This is a genomic window from cf. Phormidesmis sp. LEGE 11477, assembly GCF_015207105.1.
Taxonomy (GTDB): Bacteria; Cyanobacteriota; Cyanobacteriia; order Phormidesmidales; family Phormidesmidaceae; genus Phormidesmis.
Genome location: NZ_JADEXO010000065.1, coordinates 1 through 15,063 on the forward strand (window position 1 = coordinate 1; position 15,063 = coordinate 15,063).

Annotated in this window: 13 protein-coding genes; 5 read left to right on the forward strand and 8 right to left on the reverse strand. The window is 50.3% G+C overall.

What is annotated here, in order from left to right; genetic code table 11:
- From IQ256_RS17515 to IQ256_RS17525, 3 genes are all read left to right on the forward strand, one after another.
- Positions 1-847: nucleotidyltransferase family protein (locus IQ256_RS17515; protein WP_193856847.1), on the forward strand; the 847-nt coding region annotated here is incomplete at its 5' end.
- A gap of 107 nt (positions 848-954) precedes the next feature.
- Complete coding sequence (locus IQ256_RS17520; RefSeq protein WP_193856848.1) at positions 955-1,734, forward strand: Uma2 family endonuclease; 780 nt, start codon at positions 955-957, stop codon at positions 1,732-1,734.
- A 312-nt stretch (positions 1,735-2,046) separates the two neighbouring features.
- Complete coding sequence (locus tag IQ256_RS17525; RefSeq protein ID WP_193856849.1) at positions 2,047-2,352, forward strand: hypothetical protein; 306 nt, start codon at positions 2,047-2,049, stop codon at positions 2,350-2,352.
- Positions 2,353-2,373: 21 nt separating this feature from the next.
- On the opposite strand, the gene IQ256_RS17530 is transcribed toward IQ256_RS17525, so the two are convergent.
- Positions 2,374-3,516 carry an alanine--glyoxylate aminotransferase family protein gene (locus IQ256_RS17530; RefSeq protein ID WP_193856850.1) on the reverse strand — a complete coding sequence of 381 codons (1,143 nt, stop codon included), beginning with the start codon at positions 3,514-3,516 and terminating at the stop codon, positions 2,374-2,376.
- A 130-nt stretch (positions 3,517-3,646) separates the two neighbouring features.
- Between IQ256_RS17530 and IQ256_RS17535 the strand changes: the two genes are divergently transcribed.
- Positions 3,647-4,153, forward strand: a complete 507-nt coding sequence (locus IQ256_RS17535) for an ureidoglycolate lyase (RefSeq protein ID WP_228025001.1) — start codon at positions 3,647-3,649, stop codon at positions 4,151-4,153.
- Between the two features lie 65 nt (positions 4,154-4,218).
- A complete protein-coding gene (locus IQ256_RS17540; protein WP_193856851.1) occupies positions 4,219-4,488 on the forward strand; it encodes a YciI family protein in 270 nt (89 codons plus the stop codon).
- A gap of 525 nt (positions 4,489-5,013) precedes the next feature.
- On the opposite strand, the gene IQ256_RS17545 is transcribed toward IQ256_RS17540, so the two are convergent.
- From IQ256_RS17545 to IQ256_RS17575, 7 genes are all read right to left on the reverse strand, one after another.
- Positions 5,014-5,709: a Uma2 family endonuclease gene (locus tag IQ256_RS17545; RefSeq protein WP_193856852.1), complete on the reverse strand. Its 696-nt coding sequence runs from the start codon at positions 5,707-5,709 to the stop codon at positions 5,014-5,016.
- 72 nt (positions 5,710-5,781) lie between these two features.
- Positions 5,782-7,503: a signal recognition particle-docking protein FtsY gene (gene ftsY / locus IQ256_RS17550; RefSeq protein WP_193856853.1), complete on the reverse strand. Its 1,722-nt coding sequence runs from the start codon at positions 7,501-7,503 to the stop codon at positions 5,782-5,784.
- A 47-nt stretch (positions 7,504-7,550) separates the two neighbouring features.
- Positions 7,551-8,420, reverse strand: coding sequence for a transcription antitermination factor NusB (gene nusB, locus IQ256_RS29735; RefSeq protein ID WP_228025003.1), 870 nt, complete (start codon positions 8,418-8,420; stop codon positions 7,551-7,553).
- Between the two features lie 138 nt (positions 8,421-8,558).
- Complete coding sequence (locus tag IQ256_RS17560; RefSeq protein ID WP_193856854.1) at positions 8,559-9,311, reverse strand: DUF502 domain-containing protein; 753 nt, start codon at positions 9,309-9,311, stop codon at positions 8,559-8,561.
- Between the two features lie 260 nt (positions 9,312-9,571).
- Positions 9,572-10,990 carry a magnesium transporter gene (gene mgtE / locus IQ256_RS17565; protein ID WP_193856855.1) on the reverse strand — a complete coding sequence of 473 codons (1,419 nt, stop codon included), beginning with the start codon at positions 10,988-10,990 and terminating at the stop codon, positions 9,572-9,574.
- 343 nt (positions 10,991-11,333) lie between these two features.
- Positions 11,334-12,530, reverse strand: coding sequence for a diguanylate cyclase domain-containing protein (locus IQ256_RS17570; protein ID WP_193856856.1), 1,197 nt, complete (start codon positions 12,528-12,530; stop codon positions 11,334-11,336).
- A 379-nt stretch (positions 12,531-12,909) separates the two neighbouring features.
- Positions 12,910-15,057: a M3 family metallopeptidase gene (locus IQ256_RS17575; RefSeq protein ID WP_193856857.1), complete on the reverse strand. Its 2,148-nt coding sequence runs from the start codon at positions 15,055-15,057 to the stop codon at positions 12,910-12,912.
- Positions 15,058-15,063: the final 6 nt, after the last annotated feature.

Consider the following 15,063-nt stretch of genomic DNA (forward strand, 5'->3'; position numbering starts at 1 on the left):
GCTAGAAACCCCACCCCCACAGCAACTACGTCAGCAGCTCGGCTGGCAAACGGCCCAGCAAGCAGCGCAACTGCTCAGAAAAGAATTCGCCGCCACAAAAATTGTTCTCTTTGGCTCCATGCTTCACGCCCAGCATATACGGCCTAGCTCCGATATAGATCTGGCCGTTTGGGGCTTGCCCAACCACGCCTACTGCAAAGCTATTTCTCGGTTATTCAAACTAGATTCAGCTTTTTCTATTGATTTAGTCTTGTTTGAACAGGCACCGCTCTCACTTCGTCAGTCTATTGTACGAACAGGCATTGAGCTATCCGATACATCACAATCTGCTGTACCGCTATCTGTCGATACTTATTTTTCACACAGCATGAGCACTCACCACGCCCCCCTCATCGGGCTCATCCGTCAAAACCTAAACGAACTTGCTCAGCTGACAGAAAACACCCAGCAGCTACTCATCAAATATCTGCAAACTCAAGACGAAGATTATCTAGGCACACTAGCCCTGAATCTCCATAGCTTTTATTCTGGAGCCGAACGAATCTTTAGGGAAATCGCCCGCGACATAGACAGCAACCTACCCACCGAATCAGACTGGCATCGCCGATTACTGCGCCAAATGTCCGCTAGCTTGCCTGACCTGCGTCAACCGGTCATCACGCCTGCCACTCGCACACTGCTCGAAGACTACTGCGCGTTCAGGCATGTCGTCAGAAACATCTATACAATGCAGCTTAAAGGCGATCGCATTCAACCCCTCGTCGCAGCCTTACCCAATGCCTTCGCCGCCCTCAAACAAGACTGCGAAGCTTTCTCTGACAGCCTGAGCGCCGAGCGTAACCTCTAAGCTGGGTTCATCATCACCTCTACCCGCCTCGGTCTTCAGACTTCCACGAACGACGGCCAAAATCGCCAGCTAAAATGAGATAACCACAGCTAAAGGATCTCCATCCGATGGATACTGCCAAGCTAACTCGCGACACAGCCATCTATCCAGATACCGACGGTCAACCCATGTCCGAAAGCGACGCCACCCGCGACTATCTAATCTACGCCGTCGAAGTCCTCCGCCTCTACTTTCAGAGCCGCCGCCAGGTCTACGTATCCGGCAATCTGTTCATCTACTACGAACAAGGCAACCCGAAGGCAGTCGTATCGCCAGACGTCTTCGTCGTATTCGGTGTCAGCGCCCGCCAGCGCAAAAGCTACAAAACCTGGCAGGAAGGCAACAAACTTCCCAGCTTCGTGCTAGAAATCACCTCCGAATCTACCCAGAAAAAAGACGAAGTGGAGAAGCCGCAGCTGTACGCCAGCTTAGGCGTCCAAGAATATTTTCAATACGACCCGACCGCCGACTATCTAAAACCACAGCTAAAGGGTAGAACCCTAGTTAACGGACAGTATCAACCGCTATCACGTCAGGAGACGGCAGAGGGTATCTCTTATTTATCTAGCAAAGTGCTCGGCCTAGATCTACAGCTCAGACCAGAGCAAGCGCTAATCGGCATCGTTCCTCTTCCCAAATCTCTGAGATTCTACGATCCGCAGACTGGACTGTACCTGTTAAACCGCAGAGAAGTAGAGCAGCAGTGGACACTGAGTCAGCAAGAACGAGACACGGCACAGCAAGAGCGGGATGAAGCTCAGCAAGAGCGGGATGAAGCTCAGCAAAAGGCTCAGCAGCTGGCTGACAGGTTGAGAGCGTTAGGCGTTGATCCAGACGAGGCTGTTTAGGGGCTACGGGTTTGCAATGATTCGATGCCAAATTCGATGTGAATCAATTGACACGTTTGAAAGCATACTGATAGGCTGATTTCGGTGGCAATGCGATCGCGCTCCACCACATCTCTTAAAAACTTAGTCGTTGCTACCGATGGTTGCACCCACCGATAGCAACTCGCCCCCAGTCTGAAACTCGCAGATAGGAGGTTATGCACATGATTGCATAGCCACCCTAACTCTTGGCAAGTTGGGGTGGCTAAGTTTTTAAGTTTCTTCTGAATCAAACATCACAGAAAGACCTCAAAAGAGACTTAGAAACCAACCATGAACAGATTCACGACTGTCCAACATCCCGTTAGGATCGCTAGCCACAGCCCGTCTAGCCAGTTCAATCCGCTCGCCGCCTCAGGCTTTTCTCAGATCACCCCGCCACCGGTTCGACCTAGCCGCTCGCATGTTCGGCATATCCTGCTCGGCAGTCCAGAGGCCGTACGGCAAACCATCCACCTGCTGCACATACTGCGCTACACCGAGACCGGACTTTGGAGCCGCGCGATCGCCATCCAAGACCCGCTAGTAATTCCACCCGCCCCCGGAGAAGTGATTAGCCTCTTACGAAAGCAGGTGTAGTCTCTCTTGTATCGCTGAATACTACTGAAGCTTCTCGCTAGCAGCAGCCACACCGCTTTCCTTTGTAGTGTGACCAAGCTCAGCGAGCGTAGCTTCCAACGCGCTCACAGCACAGAGAATATCGCGATCGCTCACAAATCCTAAGTGCCCCATCCGAAACATCTTGCCCTTCATGTGATCTTGTCCGCCCGCTAGCGCAATATCAAAGCGGTTCTTCATCACCGAGCGAATTTTCTCGGCGTCAAGGCCATCGGGCACCACCGAAGTCACCGCCGGACTCGCATGCGTATCTGGCGCAAACAGCGGTAAGCCTAGTGCTTTCATCGCAGCGCGGGCAGCTTCTCTGTGGCGAGCGTGACGAGCGAAGATACTGTCTAAGCCTTCTGCTTTCATCATCTCTAGCGCCACTTTCATGCCGAAATAGAGATTGACCGGCGGGGTGAAGGGGGTGCTGTCTTTGTCGGCAGACTTGCGATACTTGCCTAGGTCTAGATAGAACTTTGGCAAAGTTGCGCTCTCGTAGGCCGTCCATGCCTGATCGCTAACAGTGACAAAGCCTAATCCTGGCGGCAGCATGAAGCCCTTTTGCGAACCCGAGGCGATGACGTCAATCCCCCATTCATCGACAGGAATGTTGTACGAGCCTAGGCTAGTGACAGCATCGACGATAATTAACGCTTCGCCATGGTCTTTGACAAGTTTGTTGATCGCCTCTAGGTCGTTGAGAACGCCTGTAGAGGTTTCACTGTGGGTGATGATGACAGCTTTAATTTTCTTGTCGCTGTCGGCTTTTAATTCTTTAGCAAAGTCATCTGGGTTGAGCGGAGTGCCCCAGTCGGCTTTGATGGCCTGCACATCTAGGCCATAGGCGTTGGCAATTTGAACCCAGCGTTCGCCGAATTTGCCGTTGCTGCCGACTAGGACGCGATCGCCCGCGCTCAAAAAATTAATAATCGCCGCTTCTACTGTACCTGTGCCGCTAGCAGCGAGTGCCAGCACATGATTTTTGGTTTGAAACAGCCACTTTAGATTGGCATTGGTCTCCGCGATAATCTGACTAAATTCACCGCTGCGATGCCCAATAGGATGCTTAGCCATTGCCAGCAGTACTTTTTCGGGAACCGGTGTCGGGCCCGGAATCATCAGCATGAGTTTGTCGTCCATGGAAAATCGCGTTTGATGAAGGAAATGAAAAGTCTAAGCAGAAATACGATTATGCTTTCTCTAGAATAATACCGATAGGCTTTGGCGATAAAGCTTATAACTTCGTGATGATGTCATTAGCGCTTGCTCTATGGTCAGCTCCCCTATGCTCAACTCAATCACCACTCGATCCATTCAGGCGATCCCAATTACCGCTGAAACGTTTCAGCCGTTTGGTCAGCTAATTTTGCCACAGCCAGATAACGTTCCATTTAATCCACAAGATGCTCAGCTCAGGTTAGAAGCAGGCACGCCTCGGTTCTACATCATGGCGCTACATCAACGCGGACGGCTGTTTCATCAGATCACTCGTCACGGTGGATGTACCCAGTGTCTAGGCGCTTTAGAAGGTCGCACTTGGTTTTTAGGAGTCGCCCCGCCGAGCGAGGCACCTTTGCCTAGTCCAGACGACATTAAGGTTTTTGAAATTCCAGGGGACTGCTTTGTCAAGCTGGAGGTGGGCACCTGGCACGCAGGCCCTTACTTCGATGATGAAACGGTCAATTTCTACAATCTAGAGCTGAGTGATACGAATGTGGTAGACCATACCACCTGCGATCTTTTGCAAACCTATGGCGTGACGTTTGAGATTGTGTGATTTGATAGAGGCTCATACGCTAAAAAGTTAATCGTCTAAAAGTTGATCATCTATGGCTAAGTTCTATGGCTAAGTTTGTGATGTGGGGCAGCTACTGCGAGAACGCGCTAGAAAAACGTGGCCCCTATCGGGAGGCTCACCTCAAAGGGCTCAGCGATCAGAAAGAAAAAGGATTGCTCACCGCGCTAGGGCCGACGGTGGATAACACTAAGGTGTTTGGCACCTACGAAGCCGAAAGTAAGGACGCAGTGCGTCAGCTAGTAGAAGGCGATCCGTATTGGCAAAATGGGATCTGGACGGAATATTCTATCTATGAATGGAATCAGGTGTTTTAGGTAGCGATTAAAAAATTAAAGCCTGCCATCCACATAGATAGGAAAGCAGACCTTCCAGCTAAAACTTTGTGAGGGTAGCCCTATAGGCTATCCAACCAGCTAGCGTTGGGGAGTTGTTCTCAACACATAACTGGTTGCTGCTTTATCTACTCAAAGAAGTATTTAACGTTATCCTGTATAATCTGCCTCACTGCTGGAAGAAGGTAAACACAGCAGACCGCAGTCTTGATTCATCAGAAACTGTGTAGAAGAATAGCCAAGCGAAGAATAGACCGAAAACTACGTACACAAGAAACTTTCCAATTGATATCAGAAATAAAAGAGTAGCGACTGTCATGATAATGGCAGCAGACCAAGCACAGAATTTTGCGATGGATATTATCAAGCCCATATTTTTCTAGCCAAGTACTTAAACATACGAATATCACAACGGAGTAGAAGTGATGAATTTACTATGCCCGGCACGTATTTTTTGTTACTAAGCGTTTACCGAAAAACAACTACAAATATTGACATCGCAATCGTTTAGGTTTCAGGTAGGTTCTCTGGGTCAAAGCCTTGCGATCGCAAGAAAGCAGCCAATCGCTCTTTTTCCTGATTAGCCTGCTCAGCAGCACTCAAATGTCGATTTCCCTGAGCGTCGTACCAGGTCAGTATTTCTTGAGACAATCCACCAAATTCACCTTGATAGCGACCGATTGCCAATCCGACTTCCGGCATCCAATAGGGTTCGCCAATCTGCAGCTGATAGCTACCTGCCACCAACTTGTATATTTCTAATGGCTGATGTCTGTCTCGTTGCCAATACTCTGAGTTATAGACTATGTAGTAAAGCACGCCTAACTTAGCGTAGATAGCTAGCTTCTCTTCATATTCACCACCAGGCTGGTGAGACACCATTTCCAAAGTCATCATTGGAACAATATCTTGCTCGTCCCAGACCACATAGCTTCTCCGGGACTTACCTCCCTTTTTTCTTTCGACCCCTAAGCTCAGAAATCCATCTGGAACCACTGGCACTTTTGGACTCACCCCGGTGGTGTGATACACCGCCATATCCACCCCAAAGTACCAGTCCTGCCGATCTGACCACAGATGAGCCAGTAGCATCAGCAGGAGGTTGGGTAATAGATTTTGATCTTCGTTATCCACAGGTATATCGTCAGAACAAGGCAGATCGATAGCGTTCGGTAGATCTTTGGCTATGGATGATGACAGCATAGCTAACGCCTCAAGTGGGTCTTGTCTTACTTGATCTTAACTGTAGATACGGCAACAGAAAAAGGCATTCCCTCAACCGCTCAGCAGGGCTTCAATAAATTCATAGCTAGAAAAAGGTCGCAAATCTTCGATACCTTCCCCGGCACCGATAAAGCGAATAGGCAGGCCGAGCTGTTCGACGACGGCTAAGGCAACGCCGCCTCTAGCGGTGCCATCTAGTTTGGTGAGCACAACGCCGCTAAGCTGGGCAGCTTCGGCAAACACCTGAGCCTGCCGCAGGCCGTTCTGTCCCAAAGTCGCGTCCAAGACAAGCAGAGATTCAACGTTGGCATCGGGCGCTTTTTTATCGATGATTTTGCGAACTTTTGACAGCTCGTCCATCAGGTTCTTTTTGTTTTGCAGCCGTCCGGCGGTGTCAATTAGCAGTAGCTCAATATCGCGAGAGTTGGCCGCGCTGATAGCATCGAAGACCACTGCGGCAGGGTCGGTGTTTTTGCCGGGATTGGCGATCACCTCTACGCCACTGCGATCGCCCCAAACCTTCACCTGTTCCACAGCCGCCGCCCGAAAAGTATCCGCAGCGCCAATCAGACACTTAAACTCTGATTTCGTTGCAATGTGAGCCAGTTTGCCAATCGTGGTCGTTTTGCCCGCGCCGTTCACGCCGGTCATCAGCCAGATGCTGAGCTTATCTTTTTCTGGGGTAAAGGTCAGGTTGTGCTCGCCTTCGAGCGGCGCTTCTAGCATGTCGCGTAGCAGCGATTTTAGATAGCCGATTGCCTGCTCTGGCGGCAGCGTTTCTTCTTTAAGCTTAGACTGAAGCGCAGAGATAATTTTGTCAGTCGCCGCCACGCCCACGTCAGCTTGAAGCAGCAGAGCTTCGATTTCATCAACCGCTTCATCGTTCAGCGGCCCCTGCCCCACAATAGATTTGAGCTGGTTGACCAGACCTCGGCGGGTTTTATCGAGCCCTTGGCGTAATTTGTTGAGCCAGGTAATTTCTTCTACAGAGATCTGATCAGGGCGACGCCCCTGAGAAGCCAAGACCTCTGCTGACCATAAGAAGGCTTCATCTAGGTCGATATCGAGCGGAACAAATTCCTGCTCAGGCGCAGCAGGTTCAGGTTCGGGTTCTAGAATCGCTTCGGCTTGCAGACGTTCTAGTCGGGCGATGCGTTCTTGTTCAGCTTGAGCCGCCCAAAAAGGCCGAGCAGCTACAGAGTCTGCTTCGGTTTCTACTTCAGTGGCCTCGGCATCAGCGTCCTCAGTGCCAGTTACTTCCGTGCTAGCAGCGTCGGTAGCTGCTACTACAGGAGCGTCTGCTTCAGGAAAGTCAGTTTCGGTTGCTTCTGTAGAGCCTGATTCTGTAGAGCTTGGTTCCGTATCGACTGCTTCTACATCGGGCTCAGTTTCTGCGACAGGTTCAGAGACTTCAGCCGTAGAAGCTTCAACCGTAGCGGCTGCTTCAACAGGTTGAGCGGCGTCTTCAGAGGCGGTTTCTTTGAAGGCTTCGTCCTGAGTAGAGCTGTCTTCAACAGTCTCTTTTTCAGTATCTTCTGGTGCCTGAGTCTGCTCAGCTTCCGTACTTTGTGTCTCGCTTTGGGTTTGGCGAGACTGAATATTTTGATAGGCAGCCTTTGCCCAGTTTAGATAGTCTTCTGAGCTCGCAGGCGTTTCTTCCTGCTTTTCTTCAACTGGCTGCTCCGGTTCGACCTTGCTGGCGTTCTCGCTGGCGGATTCTTTGGGGTCTTTGGGCTCCTCATAGCTGCGTTTAAACCAGTTGAAAGCTGCCATTACCCTAAACTCACCCTTGTAAAACTCACTCTATGTAACTTAACTGCTTATAGCTTATCAGTCGTACGGCGCAGTACCCCGTTGATAAAGCGATAGCCCTCTTCATCACTGTAGCGTTTGGCCATTTCTATCGCTTCATCAATCGCAACTTTTTTGGGCACATCCATATGGACGATTTCGATCATGGCGAGCCGCAAAATGTCTCTATCGACACGAGCTAGGCGGCGGATGCTCCACTTTTCCATAGCATCGTTTAGCTGAGCGTCGATCGCTTCTTGGTAGCGAATCCAGCTGGCTGTCAGTTCACAGGCGTAGCTACGGATCTCATCGCGGCTCAGCAAGGCCGCAAGCTGCTCAGGATCTAAAGTGGTTCTGATCTTTGCAATTGTGACTTTGGCGGTGACGATCGCGCTTTGAAGTTGCGATCGCACTGCTTCAATATCAGCGACCTTTTGCTCATGATCGATCAGCAACCGATCGGCAGATTCTACACTTTTGGCAGCAGATTCTAGCGATTGACGCACCGTCGTCATCTCCTTACTGTTCTGCTGAGCAAACAGCAGCAGCTCCAATTTTTCTCCTATTTGGTTGATAGCTGTCTTGAGCAGGGGAATAGCCGGCTGTATGCGCGATACTCCAGAGGAGTGGCCCTGCCATCGCACCGCTTTAGAATCGACTGTGCGCGTTTCACTTTCTAGAATCAGCCTTTCACCACGCTGCAATTCACCTTCAGCGGACTCTATCCCCTCTCTGGCATCCGCGCCTAGAGCCGTCAGCGCCTTGAGCAGCAATCCATCTATCTGCTTTTTAGAGTAATCAGCCGCAGGTCTGATCGAAGTCTGTCTTTTAGAGAGATTATCAGCGAGCTGGCTAACGCCTAGAAGGGCCAGTTCACGAGCGATAGAGCGCGCTTTCATTCCGTACCGTCAAACTTGAAGTTCAGCTATTCTATCAGCCTTTCTCTGAATGCCTAGCTTCTCTATAGCTGGGGAATGCCTAGTATAGATGCGCGCAAAGCCTCTAAATAACTGCTCAGCTAATATCCGCACTTAGCCCTAGTTGTCTTCGGGCATCGCGTTTAGAGGTTGATGCGGCTGAGCCATGACGCTTTCAGCCGGTAGCGATGAAGGAGTACTTGCAGGCAGCGTCTGGGTCTGGTCGTTGTTTAGCCGACTCGCTGGGATTTCGGCAGCTAGATTTGGGCCAACGATGCCACCAGAGAGTAAAACTTTGAAGGCCTCTTCCACGGAAATAGATAGATTGAGAATGTCGTCTTCTGATACGACAGCATACCAGCCGCTAGTAGGATTAGGCGTGGTGGGGATAAAGACGCTCAGCATTTTACCAGGCGTATCGGTAACAGCGGCCCCAGTCACAAATGCGATCGCCCACAGGCCACGACGAGGATATTCGATTAGCACGACCCGGCGAAACCGACTCTTAGAATCTTGAAAGATAGTCTGCAAAAGCTGCTGAATAGTCTTATAAACCGAACCTGCCAGCGGAATCGACTGCACAATCCGCTCGCCTAAATCCAGCAGCCAGCGACCAGCAAAGTTTCTAGCCATCAGGCCAATTAGCAAAATTGCCAGCAAAGGCACCGAAAAGCCGACGACCAGATTGATTAGATACCCTACAAAAGGATTTAGCTCGGTAAAAGGATTCAGCCGATTGGGAACGCGAGTAAGAAAGCGAACTACCCAGGTGGCAACATTGATCGTCAGCCAAATCGTAGTCGCCAGCGGAATGATAACGACTAACCCCGCGATCAAGTCATTTTTGATGTCTTGCTTGAATTTTTGCAGCACAGCTCACCTGATCTGCCAGCACACACTGGCCAGTATATACACACTTTAAACAATTCTTTGCATCTCGGCTTTTATCTATGCCTTGAGTTCTATACCTTAAGTTCTATGCCCTGAGTTCTGCACGCTGAAATCTTTCACCTGAGCGCTGGGCTAGAAGCAAAGCTGACCATATCAGAACATATTTTGTGTTGAATCTCTCACATCTGTAGAAACTATATCAAATTGGCTAGGTCATGTTTGATACCGAGCAACGGTATCGACTAGAGCCGCAGAATGTAGCGAGCTAGGTTGAGATAGATCAAAACCCCTAGAACATCGACTACGGTGGTAATAAAAGGTGCCGACATCAGCGCTGGATCCAACCCTAGCGACTGAAATAAGAAGGGCAGCGCGGCCCCCGCACTAGAAGCCAACACTGAGATACCAATCAGTGAGATGCCCACCGTCAAAGCAATAGGTAGGTGGGAGAGCTCTGCGCCCTGAAGCACATAGGCCCACCCAGTCACGACGATAGCTAGCATTAGGCCCAAAAAGGCACCCGCCACCGCTTCGCGGCGGATGACAGTGACCGCGTCTTTAATTTTCAGCTCGTCGGTATTCAATCCCCGAATCACAACCGTAGAAGACTGCGCGCCCACATTGCCGCCAGTGCCGATTAGCAGCGGAATAAAGGCAGCTAGTGCTACCACCTTTTGCAAGATATCCTGCTGAGACTGAATCACCGCAGCGGTGACCGTATTCGTAATCAATAAAACAGATAGCCAAACGACTCGCTTACGCGCCACGTCTAGCAGATTGCTTTGAAAGTAGTTATCTCCTCCCGATTGGACACCACCTAGGGTATAGATATCTTCAGTGGCTTCTTCTTCTAGAATATCGATCACGTCATCTACGGTGATGATCCCTACCAGTCTATTTTCTGTATCCACCACAGGAACAGCTAGAAAGTCGTAGCGCTGAATTATCCGGGCAACCTCTTCTTGGTCAGCGCTGGTCTGCACAGAAACCACTTCACGAGTCATGATTTCGCCAATGGTCTGTTCAGCACCGCCTACGACGAGCTGGCGCAGCGATAGGATACCGGTTAACTGGCGAGCAAAATTAGTGACAAAGACGTAGTAGACCATTTCGCTGAGTTCGGCCTGAGCCCTGATGTGATCGAGCGCTCTACCCACCGTCCAATTTTCTTTGAGCGCTACGTACTCTGGCGTCATAATCCGGCCAGCGGTCTGGGCTTCGTAGCCAAGCAGTAGGGCAGTGGACTGGCGCTCTTGCAAGCTAAGCTGTTCGAGCAGGCGACGCACGACTTTAGCAGGCAGCTCATCAAACAGCCGGGCGCGATCGTCAGGCGACATCTTATCAACGATGTCGATCAGATCTTGACGTTTGAATTCTTCGATCAAGGACTGCTGAACAGAGGAGTCGAGGTTCTCGTAGACTTCGATCGCCTCATCTTTAGAGAGCAGGCGAAAGGCGATCGCCTGCATAGTGTCGGGCAATCCCTCAATAGCTTCGGCGATATCGGCTGGCTGCACAGGCACCAGCAAGGCTTTGGCCCCTCGGAAGTTATCCTGCTCTAGAAGCACCTGAAGCTGTGATCGCACCAACTCCCTTAGTTCGTGTCGTGATGGTTCTCTAGAGGCTGGCTGAGCACTGGTGGTCGTATTGCTATTGGGCACAAGTTAGCTCTTCTCCTCCGTAACGCACTACTTATATGGGATGGCGGCTGTAGGGCAAAGTGGTCTGCTAGCGATGCGGATGCATCCAGCACTAGCTAGCTAGCTAGCTATATATATGTATGGATATGGCCCTACTGCTTTAGTAACTGTTATAGCGCTCCGCCATCAGGCTCTGTCACAACGCTCTATAGTCTACTGTCGCAGCGCCAACCTTAGGAAATTTCAGACCTTTTCCTCGCCAAAAATCCATCAGCAAGCAAAGCAGCCGAAGAAATGACTCTGCTCTAAAACGACTCTGCGCTTAATTCCCGTTTCATCGCAGCTCGCTCTATCGCAGTCACCCTTAGCTTGCAGTACTCTGCTTGAAGCCACTCTTTTTACAGATTCTTCTTTGGTAGTTGACAGATGCCTCCCAGAGTTGAGTAGATTCTTCAGCCACAAGCTGCTTGGGCTGAGTAGTGTTTAGGAAAGTACAGTCGCGTCCCTGCAGCTTAGCGCTGTATAGCGCGTCGTCTGCACATCTGATCAAATCTTCGTAGGCACAGTGCTCTAGCTGAGCAGGCCGCAGGGTAGAAATGCCAATACTCAAGCTGAGAAATGGCTTGATCAAAGAACCTTTATGCGGAATTTGGGCCTTAGCAATCTCTTCTTGAATCGCCAGAGCCACTTTTCGCGCTCCCTCTGCATCGGTGTTAGGCAGCAAGACAGCAAACTCTTCACCGCCATAGCGAGCGACCCGAGCCACCTGATCATTATATCGACGCGCCCCCCGCTGCAGGGCTGCCGCCACCGTTTGCAAGCAGGCATCCCCAGCCACATGACCATAGGTATCGTTGTAGCCCTTAAAGTAGTCGATGTCACAAAACAACAGTGAAATCCGCTGTCCTTTTTCTCTTGCTTCTTCCCAGCGGGCTGAAATATTTTGATTGAAGCCACGCCGATTGGATACCTGCGTTAATCCATCGACAAAAGCCAACTGCTGTAGCGTCTGATTCTCCTGAGTCAGTGAAGCTTTGAGCTCTTCTTGCTGCTCTAGAACGCGACTGTATTCTCCAATTCGTTTGGTCAAATCAAGCTGATCTGCCTGTAGCCGGCGCACTAGCTGAGCCGTAGAAAGATGGTGCTTTAGCCTCAGCCAGCAGTCCTCTGAGGTTACCGGCAACTGCAGGTAGTCGTTGCCACCACAGCGCAGCGCCTCACTCCTTTCTTGGTCACTGTCTCTAGAGCCGACGAAAACAATCGGTAGGTGCTGTGCGATCGCCTGCCGACGGAGTTCCTGACAAAGGTAATACCCCTGTTCACCTGCTGTTTGCAAACTAATTAGCAATAGATCGGGCGTTTGTTCAGTGGTGGCATCGACAATCTGATCGAGCCATCTTTTGATGCTAACCTGACAGCCTTTATTAGTAAGCGTTTGTAAAATCAGATCGAATTGATCAGTTGAGTGAGATTGATTGCTTGTATATCTGACATCTGAAGAGTTAGGCCAGTACCAAGCAACAACATTTGTTATAGCTCTTGGCATTTTTTTATAAGTCATAGTGAAAGATGATGCGGCGGTCATCTAGATGAAATATGAGTAAAAGCACGCATTTCGTACGAAGCAATACCTTTCATGCAAATGTAACAGTTAGCCTTGATACTTGTTGTCCGTAGAAACACGATTGACCGACACCAATAGTCAGTATTTATGCGTCTAACAGATTCGGTTTCACTTCCTGAAATGGCTCAAACCTATATAAAATCCACGAAAAAGGTAGACTTCATCATTTACAAAAGTTAATTACAACCAGGATTTATCCGCCGCTACATGGCCTAATTGAACAAAGCTTATACATATTTCTACTGACCGCTCTGTGGTATCACTTCCGATTTTCACTCAAGACCTATTATTGCCATCCGTCATCTGGCGGATTTATCTACGAAACAAGTCCTCGATGGCGCAATAGGGCTTGAGTGCTAGGTTCTCTTCCTCTAAAAGATTTAAACACTTCCATCGGATGACGACTGCCGCCCAATGACAAAACGGTGTCTCTAAATTTGCGGCCAATGGTGGCGACTTTTGCCTTGTTTTCTAGGCCAGCTTCTTCAAAGGCAGAGAAAGCATCAGCGCTGAGCACTTCGGCCCAGAAGTAGCTGTAGTAGCCCGCTGCATATCCTCCCGCAAAAATATGCCCGAAGCTACATAGCGCGGCATCTTCAGACAGCGGTGGCATGATGGTCGTCTTTTTAGCGATGCGATCGCGCACCTGCCAAACCGACTCGTCTCCATCTTTCCTATAGTCAGCATGCAGCGCCATATCGACCCAGCCAAAATTAACCTGACGCAAAATTGCATTACCCGTCATAAAGTGACGGGCCGCTAGCAGCTTTTGATAGTCGGCCTCAGGCAGCGGCTCTCCCGTTTCATAATGCTGTGCCATACCGAAAAGGGTTTCGCGCTCATAGCACCAGTTCTCCATAAACTGGCTAGGCAGCTCTACCGCATCCCATTCCACGTTGTTGATGCCAGCCGCACCTGCGTAATCCACGCTAGTGAGCATATGCTGTAGGCCATGGCCAAACTCGTGAAAGAGCGTCTCTACTTCGCGGAAAGTCATGAGGCTAGGCTTACCGTCTACTGGCGGAGACTGGTTGCACACCAGATAGGCAACAGGCAGGCGAACCTGAGACTGGTTATTCTCAGTCACTTTTGCCCTGACGATGCATTCATCCATCCAGGCACCACCACGTTTTTCTGCGGGTCGACTATATGGGTCTAGATAGAAATGAGCGATTGTTTCTTGGGTGGTACTATCGCTCACCTGAAAATAGCGAACGTCTGGGTGCCAGACAGGGGCACTGCCGTCATCGGCTGAAATTGTGATATTGAATAGGCGCTCAGCTAAGCCGAACAGCCCTTGCAAAACGTTAGGCAGCGAAAAGTAAGGACGTAGGGCTTCATCGTTGAGATCAAACTGTTCTTCTCTCATGCGCTCCATCCAGAAAGGCACATCCCACTGTTTGAGTTCAGTGAAGTCAGCCGCATGCGCCTGAGCAAATGTCTTAATTGCTTCTAGTTCTTGTCGGGCAGCGCTGTAGCTAGCAGATCTGAGCTCTTCCATCAGGTCTTCTACCGCTGAGACTGAAGGTGCCATTTTGCGGGCTAGGCTTAGTTCCGCGTAGTTGCTAAAGCCTAATAGTTCTGCCTGCTGCTGGCGCAGATCTAAGATCTGTTCGATCAAAGGGGCATTATCTAAGTCTCCAGCCGAGGCCCGAGTGATAAAGGCCCGGTAGAGCTGCTCTCTTAAGTCGCGACGCTGGCTGTGGCGCAAAAAAGGAATATAGCTGGGCATATCGAGCGTGATCCGCCAGGGGCCGCTCTGGGCGATCACACCTTCCTCACCCGCATCCCTAGCTGCCTGCGCTGCTAAGCTCAATAGACTAGACGGCAGTCCAGCAATCTCTTCTTTTTGGCTCAGCGTCAGACTAAAAGCCTTGGTAGCGTCTAAAACATGGTTAGAAAACTGGGTAGACAGTTCTGCTAACGACTGCTGAATCTGATTAAATTTTTCTTTGCGCTCTCCTGAAAGACCAACGCCCGAAAGTTCCGCGTCGCGTAGGGCAGATTCGATAATGCGCTGCTGAGCAGGTGCCAACGATTTACCCGCCGCGCTCGCTCGAAGCTGCTTGAGAGCATCGTATATGGGTCGACTCTGACTTAGCTGGTTCGAGAACTGCACCAAAGCCGGTTGAACGCTTTCGTAGGCCGTCCGCAGTTCTGGGCTATTTTTTACGCCCATCAAGTGACCGATGATGCCCCAGCTCCAGCCTAGCTTTTCGGTAATGACATTCAGCGGCTCAACCAGGGTCTCCCAGGTTGGTGTAGCCGGACTGGATTTGGCTAAGTTTGCCGCAATATCTGCCTCGATAGCAGCTAGCGAGGCGCGAAGCGATGTCAGTAGCTGCTCAATGCCTGGAACCACGTGCTGAGGCTCTATGTCATTGAAAGGAGGCAATCCTTTACCGATTAATAAAGGATTGCTAGAAACCGCTGACGACAGTTTTTCGGGGGCTGACACACTCATAAATAA